Genomic DNA, 18,808 nt, shown 5'->3' with positions numbered 1-18,808 from the left:
CGCCTCATGTGCGGCGTCGCCGGCCTGCTCGATTTCCGCCAGGCGCCCTCGGCCGAGGTGGTCGGGGCCATGGTGCGCGCGCTGCATCACCGCGGGCCCGACGGCCGGGGCGTGCGCGCCTGCGGCCCCGCCGTGCTCGGGCATACCCGCCTGGCGGTGATCGACCCGAACGCGGGCGCCCAGCCGATGGGCAACGAGGACGCCAGCGTGTGGGTGAGTTTCAACGGCGAGATCTACAACCACGCGGAGCTGCGGCGCCAGCTGCTGGCCCTGGGCCATGTGTTCGCCACCCATTGCGACACCGAGGTGCTGGTGCACGGCTACGAGGCCTGGGGCGACGCCTTGCCCGAGCGCCTGGACGGCCAGTTCGCCTTCGCGCTGTGGGACGCACGCCGGCGGCGCCTGCTGCTGTCCCGGGACCGCACGGGAATTCGCCCGCTGTTCCTGCGCCGCGACGGTTCGCGCCTGGGTTTCGCCTCCGAGGTCAAGGCGCTGGCGGCCATGCCGGGGTGGAGCCCGCGCCTGGATCCGCAGGTGCTGGCGGAGGTGTTCACCACCTGGGGGCCGCTGGCCGGGCACAGCCCCTTCGAGGGGGTGCGCAGCCTGGAGCCCGGCAGCTGCCTGGCCGTGGACGAACAGGGCGAGCGCGCCTGGCGCTACTGGGACTGGAGTTTTCCGCGGCGCGAGGACCCGGCGCGGGATTTCGACGCGGACGCATGCGCGCAGGAACTGCTGCAACGCCTGCAAGCCAGCGTGGACCAGCGCCTGCGTGCCGACGTTCCCGTGGGCGCCTACCTCAGCGGCGGGCTGGATTCGGCGGCGGTGGCGGCGCTGGCCAGGCGCGGCGGCGCGCGGCATCTGCGCACCTTCTCCATCCGTTTCGACGATCCCGAGTTCGACGAAGGCGAACAGCAGCAGCAGCTGGTGCGCGAGCTCGGCTGCGAGCACGAGTCCTGGCGCTGCAGCGACCGCGACATCGCGCAGGCCTTCGCGCAGGCGGTCTGGCATGCCGAGGCCCCGATGCTGCGCACCGCCCCGGTGCCGCTGATGCTGCTGGCGCGGCAGGTGCACGCCGCCGGCTTCAAAGTCGTGCTCACCGGGGAGGGGGCTGACGAGGTGCTGGGGGGCTACGACCTGTTCAAGGAAGCGCGGGTGCGGCGCTTCATGGCGCGCGCACCACAGTCCGCCTGGCGTGCCAGCCTGCTGGGGCGCCTGTATCCCTAGCTCGCCCACTCGCCGACCGCCAGCGCCGCGCTGGCGCGCGGCTTCTTCCGCGCCGACCCGGAGCAGCTCGGCCGCCCCGGCTACGGGCACATGACCCGCTGGAGCACCACCCAGCGTTGCTGGCAGTTGTTCTCCCCCGAGCTGCGCGACACCCTGCGGGGCCGCGACGTGGCCGGCGATCTGGCGCGCGGCCTGCCGGCCGCGTTCGGCGCCTGGGGCCCGCTGCAGCAGGACCAGTACATCGAGTCCACCACGCTGTTGTCGCAGTACCTGCTGTGCACGCAGGGAGACCGCATGGCCATGGCGCACGCGGTGGAAGGGCGTTTCCCATTCCTCGACCATCACCTGATCGAGTTCGCGGCGCGCCTGCCCGCCCGCTACAAGCTCATGGGGCTGAACGAGAAGTGGCTGCTCAAGCGCGCGATGCGCGGGCTGCTGCCCGAATCCGTGCTCTCGCGCTCCAAGCAGCCCTACCGCGCGCCGGACAGCCGGTGTTTTTTCGACAACGGCGCCGAGCTGGACTGGGTGGCCGAACTGCTCAGCGCGGAGTCGCTGAAGGCTGCGGGCTATTTCGACGCGGCGGGCGTGGCGCGCCTGCTCGCCAAATGCCGGGCCGGGCGCGCCATCGGCTTCGCGGACAACATGGCCTTCGTCGGCGTGCTGTCCACCATGCTGCTGCACCGGCAGTTCGTGCTGGGCCGCCCCCCGCGAAGCCGGGAGGACCCCGGCGCCTGAATTCCGTACACTCGCCGGTCGCACCCACCCGGTTCCCGATCCCATGGCCCATCTGCTGCACCAGACTTTCGAGACGCAGGTGCGGCGCATTCCGGACAAGACCGCGCTGGTGCGCGAGGGTCGCCGCAGCAGCTACGCCGACATCGACGGGCTGAGCGCCGCGTTGGCTGCCAGCCTGCGCGCCCAGGGCATCGGCCGCGGCGACCGCGTGGCGCTGTTCCTGGACAACTCCGAGCACATGGTCGCGGCCCTCTACGCGGTGCTGCGCATCGGCGCCGTGTTCATGCCGGTGAACACCCTGACCAAGGCCGACAAGCTGGCCTACGTGCTGGCCGACGCCGAGGCCGCGGCGCTGGTCACGCAGCACGCGCTGGCCGAGGTGGCGCGGCAGGCGCTGGCCCTGGCGCCGGGCGTGCGCAACTGCTGGCTGGCCGACGACGGCTACCCGGCGCCGGCCCAGGCGCTGCCCGGGCAGCTCGCCTACCCGCCGGCAGCCGAGGGCGCGCAGGCGCGGGCCCCGGACGAAGGCGCGACCATCGACCAGGACCTGGCGGCCATCCTCTACACCTCCGGCTCCACCGGCAGGCCCAAGGGCGTGATGCTCAGCCACCGCAACATGCTCAGCGCACTGGGGTCGGTCAGCGGCTACCTGGGGCTGCACGAGCACGACGTGATCACCTGCGCGCTCCCGCTGGCCTTCGACTACGGCCTGTACCAGGTGCTGATGGCCTTCGCGCTGGGAGCCACGGTGCTGCTGGAGCGCTCCTTCACCTATCCGGCGCGCGTGCTGCAGGACATGGCGCGCGAGGGCGCCACCGTGTTCGCCGGCGTGCCGACCATGTTCGCCATGCTGCTGGGCATGGACCTGTCCAGCTTCGATCTGCGCAGCCTGCGCCTGGTGACCAACACCGCGGCGGCGCTTCCGGTGTCGCATATCCGACGCATCCGCGACGCTTTCCCGCAGGCCACCTTGTTTTCCATGTACGGGCTCACCGAATGCAAGCGCGTGAGCTACCTGCCGCCCGAGCAGCTGGACATCCGCCCGCAAAGCGTGGGCCGCGGCATGCCCAACGAGGAACTGTGGCTGGTCGACGAGCAGGGCCGGCGCCTGCCGCACGGCAGCACCGGCGAGCTGGTGGTGCGCGGCAGCCACGTCATGCGCGGCTACTGGAAGCAGCCGCAGGCCAGCGCCGAGCGCCTGCGCCCGGGGCCGCTGCCGGGAGAGATGGTGCTGTACACCGGCGACGTGTTCCGCAGCGACGAGGAAGGCTGGCTGTATTTCGTCGCGCGCAAGGACGACATCATCAAGAGCCGCGGCGAGAAGGTCAGCCCGCGCGAGGTGGAGAACGTGCTGCACGAGTTGGCCGGCGTGCAGCAGGCGGCGGTGGTCGGCGTGCCCGACGAACTGCTGGGCGAGGCGATCAAGGCCTTCGTGGTGCTCGCGCCCGGACAGGTGCTGGACCAGCGCGCGGTGCTGCGGCACTGCCAGGCGCGCCTGGAGAGTTTCATGGTGCCGCGGCAGGTGGAATTCGTTCCCGAGCTGCCGCAGACGGACAATGGAAAAGTGCGCCGCGCCTCGCTGCTCTGAGGACGGCGGCGCGGGGATGCAACCACGGGGGGCATGACGATGGCCACGACCATCCAGCAGCAGGTGCGCGGCTACATCCGCGAGAATTTCCTCATGGGCGCGCAGGACCTGGAGTTCGGCGACGCCGACTCGCTGCTCGACCGACACATCGTGGATTCCACGGGAATCCTGGAGCTGATCCTGTACCTGGAGGAGTCCTTCGGCGTGCGCGTGCTCGACGCCGAGATGGTGCCCGAGAACCTGGACTCCCTGGACGCGATCGCCGCCTTCGTGCAGCGCAAGCGCGAGACCGGGCAGCCGGCCTGAGGCGCGCCGTGCAGGAACTGTCCCCGCGGGTGCTGGAACTCGACTGCGACGCGGAGCTCGGTCGCATCGGGGAATTCCTGCGCGCCTCGCTGGCGCGCATGCACCGGCGCGGCCTCGTGCTGGGCCTGTCCGGCGGGGTCGACAGTTCGGTGTGCGCGGCTCTCGCGGCGCGCGCGCTGGGAGCGCAGCGGGTGGTCGCGCTGCTCATGCCCGAGCGCGAATCGGGCGCGGCGTCGACGCGCCTGGGCGAGCAGGTGGCGCGCGAACTCGGGCTGCGCTGCCTGCACGAGGACATCACGCCGGCGCTGGAGGGCCTGGGCTGCTACGAGCGGCGCGACCAGGCCATCCGCGAGCTGTTCCCCGACTACGGCCCCGGCTGGAAAAGCAAGCTGGCCATCGCCGAGGGCGCGGCCGGCCGCGTGCACTTCTTCGACCTGGTGGTGCAGGATCCGCAAGGCCAGCTGCGGCGCCGCCGCCTGCCGCTGCAGGCCTACCTGCGCATCGTGGCGGCCACCAATTTCAAGCAGCGCGTACGCAAGAACCTCGAATACCACCACGCCGACGCCTTGAACTACGCGGTGCTGGGGACCCCCAACCGGCTGGAGTTCGACCAGGGCTTTTTCGTCAAGAACGGCGACGGCGCGGCCGACCTCAAGCCCATCGCCCACCTGTACAAGACCCAGGTGTACGCGCTGGCGCGCCACCTCGGCCTGCCGCGCGAGGTCTGCGAGGCCCAGCCCACCACCGACACCTACAGCCTGGCGCAGGGGCAGGACGAGTTCTATTTCGCGCTCGCCTGGCCGCAGATGGACCTGGCGCTGTGGGCGCGCGACCACGGCGTGGCGCCGGAGCAGCTGGCCGGCGCGCTGGGCATCGACGCGGCGCAGGCGCGCCATGTGTACTCCGACATCGACGCCAAGCGGCGCGGCACGGCCTACCTGCACTGGCCGGCGCTGCGCCTCGAGGGCGGCGAGCAGGAGACGCAGGCGTGAACTTCGGCGGCGCGCATTCCGGGCAGCTTCTGCAACGCCTGCAGGCTTCGCTGCAGACCCTTCCCGACAAGCCCGAGGAGACGCCCGAGTCGGCGTTGCGCGCGCTGTGGTGCCGCGCCGCGGGGCTGCAGCTGTCGGTGCAGGCGGCGCAACTGCAGGAGCCGCCGGAGCTGGACGCCGCCGGGCTGGAGCGCCTGGACGCGCTGGTGGCGCGCCGCCTGGCCGGTGAGCCGCTGGCCTACCTGCTGGAGCGCCAGCGCTTCATGGACCTGGAGCTGCTGGCCCGTCCCAGCGCTTTGATCCCGCGGCGCGAGACGGAAATGCTGGGCGAGGCGGCGCGCGCCTTGCTGCTGGAAGCCGCCGGCGACGCGCCCTGCTGCATCGACGTGTGCTGCGGCAGCGGCAACCTGGCGCTGGCCATGTCGCGCGCGCTGCCCTCGGCACGGGTGCACGGCGCCGACCTGTCGGCGCAGGCGCTGGAGCTGGCGCGCGAGAACGCCGCGCTGCTGGGCCTGGATGCGCGCGTGCAGTGGCACGAGGGCGACCTGCTGGCGCCCTTCGAGGGCGCCGACTGGGCCGGCGCGGTGGACTTGCTGATCTCGGCGCCGCCCTACATTTCCAGCGCGCGCCTGGACTCCATGCCCCGTGAGATCATCGGCTTCGAGCCGGCGATGGCCTTCGACGGCGGCGCCTTCGGGGTGGGCATCCTGATGCGCCTGCTGCGCCAGGCCCCGGGCCTGCTGCGCGCCGGAGGCTGGCTGTGCGTCGAGGTAGGCCTGGGCCAGGGCCCCGCCATGCTGCAGCTGGCGCGCCGCGAGCGCCGCTACGACGAGGTGCGCGCGGTGCTCGACGCGCAGGGCCACGAGCGCGTGCTGCTGGCGCGCCGCGCGGCGGAGGCGCCAGGTGGCTGAGGCCCCGGCCTCGGGCTATCTCGTGGAGCCGGCGCGCCTGCCCGAGCAGGCCGCGGCGGTCGTCGAGCTGTGGAGCCAGGCCCTGGGCTACGCCGAACGCAGGCCGCTCAAGCTGGACTGGTTCTACCTGCGCAACCCCGCGGGCCAGCCGCGCCTGCTGCTGCTGGTGCACGATCAGCGGGTGGTCGGCGTCACCGGCCTGGGCGGCCGGCACCTGGGCTGGCAGGGCCGCGAACTGGACGCCGCGCTGATGGGCGACTTCGCGGTGGACCGCCACCACCGCACGCTGTACCCCGCCTTGCTGCTGCAGCGCGCCGCGCTGGAGCAGGGCCTGGCGCGCCACGAGCTGTTGTACGGCTTCCCGAACGCCAAGTCGCTGCCGGTGGTTCGGCGCGCCGGCTACCAGGTGCTGCCCGGCATGGGCCGGCACGCGCGGGCGTTGCGCAGCGAGGCCTACCTTCCGGCCGGCTGGCCCCTGGTGTTGCGCCGGGCCGTGGGCGCCGGGCTGGACGCGGTCTTCTCGCTGCGCCACGCGGCGGGGCTGCTGAGCGCCGGCCGTTCCTTGCAGGAGCAGTGGCTGGAAGGCCCGGATGCGCGCTTCGACGAGCTCTGGGCCCGCGCCCGCGCATCCCTGGGAGATTGCGTGCTGGGCCGGCGCGACCTGGCCTTTCTGCGCTGGCGTTTCGAGCCGCGCGCCTGGCACCGCACGCGCTTCGTCGTGCTGGCCGATGCGCGTTCGGGGCGCCTGGCCGGCTACGCCGCCTGCGAGATCGAGGGCGCCGCGATGCACGTGCGCGACCTGCTGGTGCAGCAGCCTTCGGCCCGGCTGGCCGCGCAGCTGCTGCGCCTGGCCGCGCGCAAGGCCCAGGCGCAGGGGCTGCGCAGCCTTTCGATGCAATGCGGCGGCCCGCCGTGGCTGCTGGCCGGGCTGCGCGCGGCCGGCTTGCGCCTGCGCGAGGCCGGCGCGCAGCCCATGATCCTCGCGCTGGCGCCCGGCACGCCGGCGCCGCTGGCGCAGGCCAGCTGGTACCTGACCGGCGCCGACTCCGACGAGTGAAGCCGGCGCGGCCGTTCAGCGCTGTACGCTGATGGCGATGCCGCGCAGCTGCCCGGCCTGCGGCGCCTGCGCCGGGCGCGCGTAGCGCAGCGGGTCGAGGCGGTGAAGCAGTTCGTCGCGCCGCAGGCGCGCGGACTGCACGGCGGCGAGCTTGACGTGGCCGAAGCCGCGGATCTGCTGCGGCAGCGAGGCCAGCGCGATGCCGAGCTCCAGCCTGGAGGCGTCGAGCTGGGGCAGCATCTCGTCGAGCAGCTGCTCGAACTCGGTGATCAGCTCGCGCTCCATGCGCCGCTCGGCGCCGTGGCCGAAGGGGTCCAGCCAGGTGCCGCGCAGGCGCCGCGCGCGCGCCAGCAGCTTGAGCGGGCCCAGCACCCAGGCGCCCACGCGCAGCTTGCGCGGCGCCGCGCCCGCGCGCGGGCGCGCCAGCCAGGGCGGGGCCAGGTGCAGTCGCAGGCGGGCTCCGCCTTCGAACTGCTCGGCCAGGGCCTGCGCGAAGCGCCCGTCGGTGTACAGGCGCGCCACCTCGTATTCGTCCTTGTAGCTCATCAGGCGCAGCAGGCTGCGCGCCGCGGCCTCGGCCAGGCGGCCGTCACCGCTCAGCTCGGCCTCGCGGCGGCGCACGGCTTCCACGCGGCGCGCGAAGCGCTGCGCCCAGGCCTCGTCCTGCCAGGCGCGCAGATGCTCCATGGCCGTGCGCAGCAGGTCGGGCGCCTCGGCGGGGGCCGGCTGCGGCTGCTGCAGGAGTTCGCGGCAGCCCGCCGGGTCGGCGGCCGACAGGCGGCCCAGCGCGAAGGCGATGCGGTTGGCCTGCACCGCCACGCCGTTGAGCTCGATGGCGCGCTCCAGCGCCTGCGCGCTGACCGGAACCAGGCCCAGCTGCCAGGCGTGGCCCAGCGCCAGCACGTTGGCCGCGGTGGTGTCGCCCAGGAATTCCTCGGCCCAGGCCTGGGCGTCCAGCGTGCGCACGTATTCGGCCCCGGCGGCTCCGCGCAGCTTGGCCAGCAGCTGCTCGGCCGGCCACGGCGCGTCGCGGTCGAGCACCGCGTGCGCGGTGGGCGCCGCGTGTTCGTTGACCAGGATGCGGGTGCGCCCGTGGCGCACGGTCTGCAGCGCTTCGGCGCTGGCCGCGGTGACCAGGTCGCAGGCCAGCATGGCGTCGGCCTGCTGGGCGTCGATGCGCACCTGGTGCAGCCGCTCGGCGCGGTCGGCCAGGCGCACGAAGGACAGCACGGCGCCGCCCTTTTGCGCGAAGCCCATGAAGTCCAGCACGCTGGCGTGGTAGTCCTGCAGATGCGCGGCCATGGCCACCAGCGCGCCCACCGTGACCACGCCGGTGCCGCCCACGCCGGTGACCATCAGGTCGTAGGGCGCGTCCCAGACATGGGGCGCGGGCTGGGGGAGGGCGGCGGCGCGCGCCAGCAGCTGCTCGGCCGCCTGCGCCTGCAGGCCCAGGCGGCGCTTCAGGCTGGCGCCCTCGACACTGACGAAACTCGGGCAGAAGCCCTTGGCGCAGGAGTAGTCCTTGTTGCAGGCGGTCTGGTCGATGCGCCGCTTGCGCCCCAGCGGCGTCTCCAGCGGCTGCACGGCCACGCAGTTGCTCTGCACCGAGCAGTCGCCGCAGCCTTCGCAGACCAGCTCGTTGATGAACAGGCGCTGCGTGCGCTCGGGCGCCAGCCCCTTCTTGCGCCGGCGGCGCAGCTCGGCCGCGCAGGTCTGCTCGAAGATGAGCACGGTGACGCCCTCCATCTCGCGCAGCTCGCGCTGCACGGCGTCGAGCTCGTCGCGGTGATGAAAGCGCGTGCCCGGCGGGAAGCGCCCCTGCATGGCGCGGTACGCGGCCACGTTCTCCGACACCACGGCCACGCAGCGCACGCCCTCGCTTTCCACCTGGCGCGCGATGGCGTCGACGCTGAGGGGGCCGTCCACCGGCTGGCCGCCGGTCATCGCCACCGCGTCGTTGAACAGGATCTTGTAGGTCATGCGCGAACCCGCGGCCACGGCCTGGCGGATCGCCAGGTAGCCCGAGTGGTAGTAGGTGCCGTCGCCCAGGTTCTGGAACACGTGCGGCGCGCGTGTGAACATGGAGTGGGACACCCAGTCCACGCCCTCGCCGCCCATCTGGATCAGGCCCTCGGTGTCGCGGTCCATCCAGCTGGCCATGAAATGGCAGCCGATGCCGGCGCGCGCGCTGGAGCCCTCGGGCACCCGCGTGGACGTGTTGTGCGGGCAGCCGGCGCAGAAGTAGGGGATGCGCCGCAGCGCGTCGACCGGGCTGGGCGGCAGTTGCGCGGGCAGGAAGTCGCGCACGTGGCGCCGGTGGTCGTTGAAGGTGGCCTGGTCGGGGAAGTGGCGCACCAGCCAGTCGGCCAGCAGCTCGATCAGGCGCGAGGGCCGCAGCTCGCCGGTGGCGCCCACCAGCGGGCGGCCGTCGCGGTCGTGCTTGCCGATGATCGCCGGGCGGCTTTCGGCCGGCTGGTTGTACAGCAGCTCGCGCAGCTGGCTCTCCACCACCGGCGCCTTCTCCTCCACCACCAGCAGTTCTTCCAGGCCGCGCGCGAATTCCAGCGCGCGCGTCGACTCCAGCGGGAAGGACAGCCCGACCTTGTACAGGCGCACGCCGGCCTCGGCCAGCATGCGCGGGCTGATCTCCAGGCGGCGCAGCGCTTCCATCAGGTCCTGGTGCGCCTTGCCGCAGGTGACGATGCCCACGCGCGCGTGCTCGCTGCGGATGAGCTCGCGGTCGATGCTGTTGACCCGCGCGAAGGCGCGCGCCGCCTGCAGCTTGTCGGCCAGGCGGGTCTCGATGCGCAGCGAGGGCAGGTCGGGCCAGCGGTAGTGCAGCCCGTCGGCCGGGGCCTGGTGTCCGGTGGCGGCCGCCACCGCGGCCGCGTCCAGCCAGGCCACGCGGCGCGCCCGCAGCAGGTCCAGGTCGACGCTGGCGCGGCTTTCCACCACCTCGGACAGGGCTGTCATGCCCACCCAGGCGCCGCAGTAGCGCGACAGCGCCCAGCCGTACAGCCCGAACTCCAGGTACTCGGCCACGCTGGACGGCGCCACCACCGGCATGCCCATGCCCTGCAGCACGAGGTCGCTCTGGTGGGGGAACGAGGAGGACACGCAGCCGTGGTCGTCCCCCGCCACCACGAGCACGCCGCCGTGCGGCGAGGCGCCGTAGGCGTTGCCATGGCGCAGCGCGTCGCCGGCGCGGTCCACGCCCGGGCCCTTGCCGTACCACATGGCGAACACCCCGGCGGCGGTGCGTTCGGGGTCGGTCTCCACGCGCTGCGTGCCCAGCACCTGGGTGGCCGCGAGTTCCTCGTTGACCCCGGGCACGAAACGCACGCCGGCGGCCTCCAGTTCCTTGCTGGCGCGCCACAGTTCCTGGTCCACCAAGCCCAGCGGCGAGCCGCGGTAGCCGCTGACGAAGCCGCGCGTGTCCAGGCCCTGCTCGGCGTCGCTGGCGCGCTGCATCAGCAGCAGGCGCACCAGGGCCTGCGTGCCGGTGAGCAGCACCCGCCCGCGCGAGGCCAGCAGCGCGTCGCGCAACTGGTAGTCGCCGCGCAGCGGCGGGTCGGAGGGCGGGGGGGTGGACGGGGAGGCTGCGGACGCAGCGGAATCGGCGGCGGCGGCGGCGGCAGCGGCAGCGGTGGATGCGGGCAGGACGGTGGACATGGCGGCCTCCAGGAGAGCACAAGAACCATAGTGCCCGGACGGAGAAAAAATCTTTCCGGATTCCCCCGTTTCGGCGCAGAATCGGGAAGGAATTTCGGGGGAATGGGTATGAGCGAGCAATTTGTCCTCGACGCCTACAGCCGGCGCATTCTCGAGGAGCTGCAACGCGATTCGCGCCAGACCGTGCAGCAGCTGGCGGACAAGGTCGGCCTGTCCAGCACGCCGTGCTGGCGCCGGGTGAAGGAACTGGAGGCCAGCGGGGTGGTGCGCGGCTACACCGCGCTGGTGGACCGCGCGAAGGTCGGCCTGAACCTGCTGGTGGTGGCCGAGATCAACCTGAGCCGGCACAGCGAGAGCATCGTCGAGGATTTCGAGCGCTCGGTGCTGGCGGTGCCGCAGATCGTGCGCTGCCTGTCGACCACCGGCCAGGCCGACTACCTGCTGACCATCGCGCAGCCCGACATCGAGAGCTACGAGCGCTTCCAGCACCAGGTGCTGTTCCGCCTGCCGGGGGTCACGCACGTGCGCTCGAGCATCGTGCTCAAGGAGATCAAGGCCGAGGTGCGGCTGCCGCTGGCGCGCTAATCCACCTGCAAGGCCGCCGAGCGCATGAACTGCTCGATCGGCACCGGGCGCCCGAGCAGGTAGCCCTGGTAGAGCTCGCAGCCGTGGTCGCGCAGGAAGCGCAGTTGCGCGTCCGTCTCCACGCCTTCGGCCACGATCTCCAGGCCCAGGCCCCTGGCCATGGCGATGATGGTCTGCGCCACCAGCGCGTCGCTGCGGCTGTCGGGCAGATTGCGCACGAAGGCCTTGTCGATCTTCAGCTGATCCAGCGGCAGGCGCGTGAGGTAGGACAGCGAGGAGCTGCCGGTGCCGAAGTCGTCCAGCGCGATGCGCAGGCCGTGGCTCCTGAGCCGGCCGAGCTTGTGCACGGCGTCGTCCAGGTCGTCCATGACCATGCTCTCGGTCAGCTCCAGCTTCAGGCAGCGCGGATCGATGCCCGAGGCGGCCACCGTGTCGAGGATCTCGGCGACGAAGTCCTCGCGCCGGAACTGCAGCGCACTGAGGTTGACCGACAGCGAGAGTTCGCGCGTCGCGGGCTCGCGCGACCACGCGGCGATCTGCGCGCAGGCCATGCGCAGCACCTCGCGGCCCAGCGCGTCGATCAGCCCCGTCTCCTCCGCCACGCCGATGAAACTGCCGGGCTGCAGCAGCCCGCGCGTGGGATGCTGCCAGCGCACCAGCGCCTCCGCCGCGAGCACCTGGCCTTCCCCGTTCACCTGGGGTTGCAGGTGCAGCAGCAACTGGCCCTGGGAGATGCCGGCGCGCAGGTCGTCCACCAGCCGGCCGCGGGCGTCGAGCTCGGCCTGCATCGAAGGCTCGAACACGCGGGTGATGTTGCGTCCGGCTTCCTGCGCCCGGTACATCGCGGCCTCGGCCTGCGCGAGCAGCGCATCGCTGTCCAGGCGCGCGTCGGTCTCCGGGCCGAACAGGCTCAGGCCGATGCTCAGGCCGACGCCGGGAATGCGCTTGTCCGGCCACTCGAAGGGCGCGCCGGCGGCCTCGCGCATCTGCGCCGCGGCGGCGCCGGCGCGGTGCGTGGCATGCATCCATTCGCCTCCGATGCCTTCCATGAGCACGACGAACTTGTCGCCGGTGAACCGCCCCAGCGCATCGCCGGGGCGCAGCGCCAGGCGCAGGCGCCGGGCCAGCTCCACCAGCACGAGGTCGCCGTGGCGGTGCCCGTGGGCCGCATTGATCAGTGCGAAATGGTCCACGTCGAGCATCATCAACGCGCCCAGCTCGCCGCTCTTGCGTGCCTGCGCCAGCGCGGCGCCGGCCAGCTCGCGCAGGTACTGTCGGTTGGGCAGGTCGGTCAGGGGGTCGTGGCGCGCCAGGCGCTCGGCCTGGCGCCTGGCCTCGCGTTCCTCGGTGATGTCGGTCATGGTGCCGACGTAGTGCTGCACCGTGCCGGCCTCGTCGCGCACGGCGGAGATGGCCACCCGTGCCAGGAAGGCCTCGCCGTCCTTGCGCCGGCTCCAGGTCTCGCCGCTCCAGTAGCCGTTGCGCGCCAGGCCGCGCAAGGGGCCCGCGCCCAGGCCGGGCCGGCGCTGCTCCGGGCGCAGCATGGCCGGGTGGCGGCCGATGGCCTCGGCGGCGCTCCAGCCCGTGATGCGCGAGAAGGCCGAGTTCACACGCTGGATGCTGCCGCGCGTGTCCGTGACCACGATGCCTTCCTGGGACTCGAAGGCGGCCGCGGCGATGCGCAGCTCGCGCTCGGCCTGGCGGCGGGCCGTGATGTCCTGCGAGTACACGACCCGGTAGCGCACCTGCCCTTCGTCGTCGTGCACCAGGGTCATGTCCAGGCTCACGGGAATACGCTGGCCGCCTCGCGTGAGGTGCTCGGACTCGAACACGCAATGCCCCTGCTGGGCGGCGCGCTCCAGCATCTCGCGCGCCTGGTCGCGACGGTCGGCCGGGTAGAGGCGCTCCAGCGGCATGCCGATGAGTTCGTCCACCGCGTAGCCGCGCTGGCGCGCATAGGCGCGGTTGGCCGCCACGATCTGGTCGCTGTGCACGTCGGACACGGCCACGCCGAAGCCGGCATGCTCGAAGGTGTGCGCCCACAGGCGGCGTTCGTTCTCGCTGCGCAGGCGCTCGCTGATGTCCAGCGAATACACGATGCGCCGCTCCGCGCGGCCGTCGTCGTCGAACATCACGGTGACGTCGAGCAGCACCGGGAAGCGTGAGCCGTCCTTGCGCAAGGCCAGCGATTCGTACACCGAGTGGGCCTGTTCGTCGCCGCGCGCGCGGTTGGCCAGATAGCGCGGCAGGATCTCGGCGGGAATCACGCTGGTCACGGGCTGGCCGGTCAGTTCCTCGCGCGTGTAGCCGCGCTGCTGCGCGAAGGCGGGGTTGACGTCCAGGTAGCGGTTGCTGCGCGCATCCGAGATGGACAGGCCGAAGCCGGCGTTGCGGAAGGCCTCCGCCCACAGCCGGATGGTGCTTTCCATGCGCCTGCGCTCGGAGATGTCGCGGGCCACGCCGAGCACGCCCAGGTAGCCCCCGCCGGGAGCGGGCACGGGGATTTTCAGGACCTCGAGCGCGAAGTCTCCGCCGTCCGGATTGGGCAGCGTGGCCTCGCTGCGCACTTCGCAGCCGCCGCGCAGTGCCTCGCGGTCGCCGGCGACGGTGCGCGCGGCGATGTCCTCCGGCAGGAAGTCGCCGTCGCGCCGGCCCAGCACCTGTTCCCGGGTCTTGCCGATGTAGCGCAGCGCGGGTTCGTTGCAATGCAGGTACACGCCGTCCAGGTCCTTCAGCCACATGCCGTCCGGGTTGGTCTCGACCAGGCTGTGCAGGCGCGCGCGCTCCAGTTCGAGCAGGGCCATCTGGCGGCTGAGTTCGGCGGTCTTCGCGCGCACCGCCGCACGCAGGCTGCGCACCCACAAGGCGACCAGCGCGCCCAGCGCCAGCAGGCCGCCGAGGCCGGCGTACAGCCAGCGCGCGTAGTCGGCGAAGTCCAGCGGCTTGCGCAGCCACTTGTCGGCCAGCGCGGCACGCTCCTGGGGCGTGATGCGTGCCATGCCGTCGGAGACGGTGCGCAGCATGGCGGCATCTCCCTTGCGCACGGCCCAGCGGAACTGATCGGTATACAGGGTGAAGGCCTTGGAGTAGCGCAACTGGCTGCGGTAGAGGTACAGGTAATAGTCCGCCGGATCGTTGTCCATGCAGAACATCTTCACCTCGCCGGCTCGGGCCGCCCGCAGCAGCGACGCGTAGTCCGGGAACAGGCGCAGCGAATCCACGCCCAGGGCGCGCAGGTGCGACACGCAGGCGTCGCCCTGCTCGACGCCCACCTGGAAGCCTCGCAGCGCCTGCGGCGAATCGATGCCGTGGAGGCCCTGGTCCACGTAGATGCTCACCGGAAGCGTCGCGTAGGGCTTGGAGAAGTCGTAGTAGGGCTCGCGCTGGGGCGTGCGGAAGATCATGTCGATCACGTCGGCGCGCCCGGCCAGCAGGTCGTGCTGGGCGTCGGCCCAGTGCTCGGCGCTGAACTCGACCGGGATGCCCGTCTTGCGCTGCCAGAGCTTCCAGATCTCGACCTCGTAGCCGCGCAGCGCGCCGTCGGCGCCGCGGAACACGAAAGGCGGGTAGTTGTCGTCCGTGACCACGCGGATTTCCCGCGGCGCCGGCTGCGCGTGCGCCACCGCGCCGGCGGCGGCGGCGAACTGCAGCAGGAACCAGAGGATTCTGCGCATCGGCGTACTCGGAAAGGCTCGCGCTGCAGGCTGCGATCGGAGGAGCCCCGCCCGGCACGCGCGCGCCGGAGCGCCACGCCCGGCGAGGACGCCCTCCCAGCGTACCTTCAGCCGGCCGCCTACGCAAAACTTATGGCGGTTTCATGATGTTTTCACGCCGCGCCCGGCGCGCCGGGGATCCTGGCCCAGCCCCGCCGCGCGCATGCCGGCTCGCGTAAGCTTGACGCCTGGCCCCCGTGCCGGGCTGCCGAGCCGATGTCCACCCCCGCCGCCCCCATCTCCGCCCCCATCTCCGCCCCCACCCCCACGCCGCCCGCGCCGGACACAGCTCCGCCGTCGCGCGACCCGCGTGCGCAGGCCTGGCTGAACGGCTTCGTGCCGCGCCTGCGCGGCGCGCTGCGCCAGGCGGTGGCGCTGGGCACCGCTTCAGGCGTGCTGGTGGTGGCGCAGGCGGGGGTGCTGGCGCGCCTCATCGCCTCCGCAGTCGAGCAGCGTGCGCTGCCGCGCCACGCGCCGGCGTGGCTGCTGGCACTCCTCGTGCTGTATCTGCTGCGCTTCGCGCTGGTGCGCGGCTCCGAGCGGGTGGCCTTCCGGGCCGGAGCCGCGCTGCGCCAGCAATTGCGCGGCGAGCTGCTCGCCCACGTGCAGCGCCTGGGGCCGCTGTGGCTGCGCGGCCGGCAGCGTGGCGACCTGGTCAACAGCCTGGTCAACGGCATCGAGGCGCTGGAAGCCTACTTCGCGCGCTACCTGCCCACCGCCCGGGTGACCGCGCTTGTGCCGGCCGCCATCCTGCTGGCGGTGTTCCCGGTGGACTGGATCAGCGGGCTGGTCCTGTTGTTCACAGCGCCGCTGATCCCGCTGTTCATGTGGCTGATCGGCCGTGGCGCGGAGGACATGAACCAGCAGCAGTGGCTGCGCCTGGCGCGTCTGTCGGCACGCTTCCTGGACACCCTGCAGGGCCTGACTACGCTGCGCCTGCTCGGCGCCAGCCGGCGCGAGGGGCTGGTGGTGCAGCAGGTGTCGGAGGAATACCGCGCGGCCACCATGCGGGTGCTGCGCGTGGCCTTCCTGTCCTCGGTGGTGCTGGAGTTCCTCTCCACCGTGAGCATCGCCATGGTGGCGGTGCTGATCGGCTTTCGGCTGATGTGGGGCCAGATGCATTTTCTGCAGGGCTTTTTCGTGCTGCTGCTGGCGCCCGAGTATTACGCGCCGCTGCGCGCGCTGGGCGGCGTGTACCACCTGCGCATGGACGCCATCGGCGCCGCGCAGCGCCTGCAGCCGGTGTTCGAGCTGCAGCCGCCGGCGCAGGCGGGCGGCCGTGCGCGGCCGCCCGCCACGCCGCCGGCGCTGCGTTTCGACGACCTGCATTTCGCCTACGAGCCGGGGCGCGAGGCATTGCGCGGCTGCGCCTTCGAGGCGCCCGCTGGCCGCGTGACCGCGTTGGTCGGCGCCAGCGGCGCCGGCAAGTCCACGGTGCTGGCGCTGCTGCTCGGGTTGGCCCGCGCGCAGCGCGGGCGCATCGAGGTGGACGGTGTGGCGCTGGAGTCCTTCGACACGCGGGAGTGGCTGCGCGGCGTCGCGCTGGTGCCGCAGCGTGCCCATGTGTTCGCCGCCAGCATCGCCGACAACCTGCGCCTGGCGCGCCCCGATGCGGACCTGCAGGCACTGCGCCGCGCCGCGCGCGCGGCCGGCGCCGAGGCGTTCATCGATGCGCTTCCCGAGGGTTTCGACACCCTGCTGGGCGAGCGCGGAGCGGGCCTGTCGGGCGGGCAGGTGCAGCGCCTGGCGCTGGCCCGCGCGCTGCTGCGCGACGCGCCGCTGCTGCTGCTCGACGAGCCCACCGCGAGCCTGGATGCCGATGCGCAGCAACAGGTGCTGGACGCGCTGCGCGCCGCCGTGCGCGGACGCACCGTGCTGATGGTGACCCACCGGCTGCGCACGCTGGAACTGGCCGACCACGTGGTGGTGCTGGAGGCCGGGCGCGTGGCCGAGCAGGGCAGCCCGGCGCAGCTCGCCGCGGCCGGCGGCGCCCTGGCTCGCCTGCTGCGCACGCAGCGCGGAGAGCCGGCATGAGCGCGGCCGGGGAGGGAGGTGGCGTGACCGAGCACCCGACCGCCTCGCCCGGACGCGGCCGGCGCGACCTGCTGCGCCTGCTACGCCTGATGGCGCCGCAGCGCGGCTGGATGCTGGCCGGTGCCGCGCTGGCCCTGCTGGCGGTGCTGGCCAACGTCGGGCTGCTGGCCGTTTCCGGCTGGTTCATCGCCGCCATGGCGCTGGCCGGCGCCTCCGGCGCGGTGTTCGACTACTTCACGCCGGCCGCGCTGATCCGCGGCCTGGCCATCGCGCGCACCGGCGGGCGCTACCTCGAGCGCCTGGCTACGCACGAGGCCACCTTCCGCATCCTGGCGCGGCTGCGGGTGTGGCTGTACCTGGCCATCGAGCCGCTGGCGCCGGCGCGCCTGGACCTGCTGCGCAGCGCCGACCTGCTGTCGCGCATGCAGGCCGACATCGACACCCTGAACCAGGTCTACCTGCGCCTGCTGCTGCCCGCCGGCGTGGCGGCGGTGGCCAGCCTGGGGATGCTTGCCGCCGTGGCGCTGTTCAGCCCCGCGCTGGCGCTGTTGCTGGGCGCCTGGCTGGCGCTGGCCGGCGTCGGCGTGCCCTGGTGGGCCTGGCGCCGCGGGCGCGACGCGGCCACCGGCGCGCTGCTGCAGCGCAACCAGCTGCGCATCGAGGTGGCCGACGCACTGGCCGGCGCGCTGGACCTGCGGGTCTACGGCGCCGAGGCACTGGCGCTGCGGCGCGTGGACCGCGCCAGCGCCGAGTTGCTGCGCCACCAGCGCCGGCTCAGCGACCTGGCGGGGCTGTCGGGCGCGGCCGTCGGGCTGTGCGCGAACCTGGCCGTGGGCTCGGCGCTGGTGCTGTTGCTGCCGGCCGTGGCGGCGGGGCGCACGCCGCCGGCGCAACTGCCCATGCTGGCGCTGTTCGCGCTGGGCGCCTTCGAGGCGGTAGCGCCCTTGCCGCTGGCCTTCCAGATGCTGGGCGAGATGCTGGCCGCCGCGCGCCGGGTGTTCGAGCTGGCCGACACCCCGCCGGCCGTGTCCGAGCCGACGATCCGGGAAGCGGGGCCGATGCCGGGCAGCGGCGCGCTGGAGCTTCGCGGCCTGCGCATGCGCTACGCCGAGGGCCTGCCCTGGGTGCTCGACGGGCTGGACCTGGACTTGCCCGCGGGTGCGCGCCTGGCGCTGGTCGGCGCCAGCGGCGCCGGCAAGAGCAGCCTGCTGCAGGTGCTCACCCGGCTGCGCGAGTACCAGCAGGGCAGCGTGCGCGTCGGCGGGCGCGAATTGCGCGAGCTGCGCGGCGACGACGCCCGCGCGTTGTTCACCGTGGTCGGCCAGGACGACTACCTGTTTCACGGCACGGTGCTGGACAACCTGCTGCTGGCCGATCCCGACGCTACGCCGGCGCAGGTCTACGCGGCCTGCCGCGCGGCCCAGCTGCACGAGTTCCTCGAATCCCTGCCCGAGGGCTACCAGAGCCCGCTGGGCGAGGGCGGCACGCGCCTGTCCGGCGGGCAGGCGCGGCGCCTGGGCATCGCGCGCGCGCTGCTCCGGGACGGCCCGGTGCTGCTGCTGGACGAGCCCACCGACGCGCTGGACGCGAACACCGAGCGCGAGCTCTACGAGGCACTGTCCGCGGCCATGCGCGGCCGCTCGGTGCTGCTGATCACCCACCGCCTGGGCGCGCTGGCCGCGCTGGTCGACGAGGTCGCCGTGCTGGAGCGCGGGCGCATCGCCTGGCGTGGGCCGGTGGCGCGCTGGCGCGAAGCCGCCCGCGATGCTGGATAGCTAACTAATGGCCTCAGCGGGGCAGCGCTTCGTCCTCGTCCTGCGTGTCCAGCCAGGCGCCGCCGGCGGCGGAGACCAGCACGATCATCACGGTGCCGACGATCCACGCGAAATACCACGAGGCGTAGTCGCCCAGGATCACGCCGAGCACGATGGTGACCAGCGCGATCAGCAGGTAGAGCACGAACAGGAAAAAGGTTTTCATGGCGTTCTCCG

13 protein-coding genes are annotated in these 18,808 nt (G+C 72.9%); 10 read left to right on the top strand and 3 right to left on the bottom strand.

The window, feature by feature from the left end; translation table 11 throughout:
- Positions 1 to 6 precede the first annotated feature (6 nt).
- The 7 genes from asnB (at position 7) to D466_RS0109020 (ending at position 6,813) form a co-directional block, all read left to right on the top strand.
- Positions 7 to 1,224, top strand: coding sequence for an asparagine synthase (glutamine-hydrolyzing) (asnB, locus tag D466_RS24770; protein WP_018913394.1), 1,218 nt, complete (start codon positions 7 to 9; stop codon positions 1,222 to 1,224).
- 90 nt (positions 1,225 to 1,314) lie between these two features.
- Positions 1,315 to 1,959 carry an asparagine synthase C-terminal domain-containing protein gene (locus tag D466_RS24765; RefSeq protein WP_018913393.1) on the top strand — a complete coding sequence of 215 codons (645 nt, stop codon included), beginning with the start codon at positions 1,315 to 1,317 and terminating at the stop codon, positions 1,957 to 1,959.
- 43 nt (positions 1,960 to 2,002) lie between these two features.
- The gene (locus tag D466_RS0109040; RefSeq protein WP_018913392.1) at positions 2,003 to 3,547 is read left to right on the top strand and encodes a class I adenylate-forming enzyme family protein; all 1,545 of its coding nucleotides are present in this window, start codon (positions 2,003 to 2,005) and stop codon (positions 3,545 to 3,547) included.
- A 39-nt stretch (positions 3,548 to 3,586) separates the two neighbouring features.
- Positions 3,587 to 3,853 carry an acyl carrier protein gene (locus D466_RS0109035; RefSeq protein WP_196803455.1) on the top strand — a complete coding sequence of 89 codons (267 nt, stop codon included), beginning with the start codon at positions 3,587 to 3,589 and terminating at the stop codon, positions 3,851 to 3,853.
- 8 nt (positions 3,854 to 3,861) lie between these two features.
- A complete protein-coding gene (gene nadE / locus D466_RS0109030; protein ID WP_018913390.1) occupies positions 3,862 to 4,845 on the top strand; it encodes an NAD(+) synthase in 984 nt (327 codons plus the stop codon).
- Positions 4,842 to 5,756 carry a class I SAM-dependent methyltransferase gene (locus D466_RS0109025; protein WP_018913389.1) on the top strand — a complete coding sequence of 305 codons (915 nt, stop codon included), beginning with the start codon at positions 4,842 to 4,844 and terminating at the stop codon, positions 5,754 to 5,756. Before nadE ends, D466_RS0109025 begins: the two co-directional genes overlap by 4 nt.
- Entirely contained in the window at positions 5,749 to 6,813 is a 1,065-nt protein-coding gene (locus D466_RS0109020; protein ID WP_018913388.1) for a GNAT family N-acetyltransferase, read from the top strand. The genes D466_RS0109025 and D466_RS0109020 overlap by 8 nt, the downstream gene beginning before the upstream one ends.
- 15 nt (positions 6,814 to 6,828) lie before the next feature.
- Here the strand turns inward: D466_RS0109020 and D466_RS0109015 are convergent, their stop codons facing one another.
- Positions 6,829 to 10,485: an indolepyruvate ferredoxin oxidoreductase family protein gene (locus D466_RS0109015; protein ID WP_018913387.1), complete on the bottom strand. Its 3,657-nt coding sequence runs from the start codon at positions 10,483 to 10,485 to the stop codon at positions 6,829 to 6,831.
- A 108-nt stretch (positions 10,486 to 10,593) separates the two neighbouring features.
- Between D466_RS0109015 and D466_RS0109010 the strand changes: the two genes are divergently transcribed.
- Positions 10,594 to 11,070: an Lrp/AsnC family transcriptional regulator gene (locus D466_RS0109010; protein WP_018913386.1), complete on the top strand. Its 477-nt coding sequence runs from the start codon at positions 10,594 to 10,596 to the stop codon at positions 11,068 to 11,070.
- Here D466_RS0109010 and D466_RS22765 read toward each other — a convergent pair.
- Positions 11,067 to 14,744 (bottom strand): PAS domain S-box protein, encoded by a 3,678-nt coding sequence (locus tag D466_RS22765; RefSeq protein WP_051083721.1) that lies wholly within the window; start codon positions 14,742 to 14,744, stop codon positions 11,067 to 11,069. The genes D466_RS0109010 and D466_RS22765 overlap by 4 nt on opposite strands.
- Before the next feature lie 255 nt (positions 14,745 to 14,999).
- On the opposite strand from D466_RS22765, the gene cydD reads away from it, so the two are divergent.
- Both cydD and cydC read left to right on the top strand, forming a co-directional pair.
- Positions 15,000 to 16,817, top strand: a complete 1,818-nt coding sequence (cydD, locus tag D466_RS0109000; protein ID WP_018913385.1) for a thiol reductant ABC exporter subunit CydD — start codon at positions 15,000 to 15,002, stop codon at positions 16,815 to 16,817.
- Entirely contained in the window at positions 16,814 to 18,592 is a 1,779-nt protein-coding gene (gene cydC / locus D466_RS0108995; protein WP_018913384.1) for a thiol reductant ABC exporter subunit CydC, read from the top strand. Before cydD ends, cydC begins: the two co-directional genes overlap by 4 nt.
- A 13-nt stretch (positions 18,593 to 18,605) precedes the next feature.
- On the opposite strand, the gene D466_RS0108990 is transcribed toward cydC, so the two are convergent.
- Complete coding sequence (locus tag D466_RS0108990; RefSeq protein WP_038165819.1) at positions 18,606 to 18,797, bottom strand: hypothetical protein; 192 nt, start codon at positions 18,795 to 18,797, stop codon at positions 18,606 to 18,608.
- Positions 18,798 to 18,808 lie beyond the last annotated feature (11 nt).

It is taken from the genome of Thiomonas sp. FB-6 (genome assembly GCF_000377645.1).
Taxonomy (GTDB): Bacteria; Pseudomonadota; Gammaproteobacteria; order Burkholderiales; family Burkholderiaceae_C; genus Thiomonas_A.
This window is presented reverse-complemented; position numbering and strand designations above follow the sequence as displayed.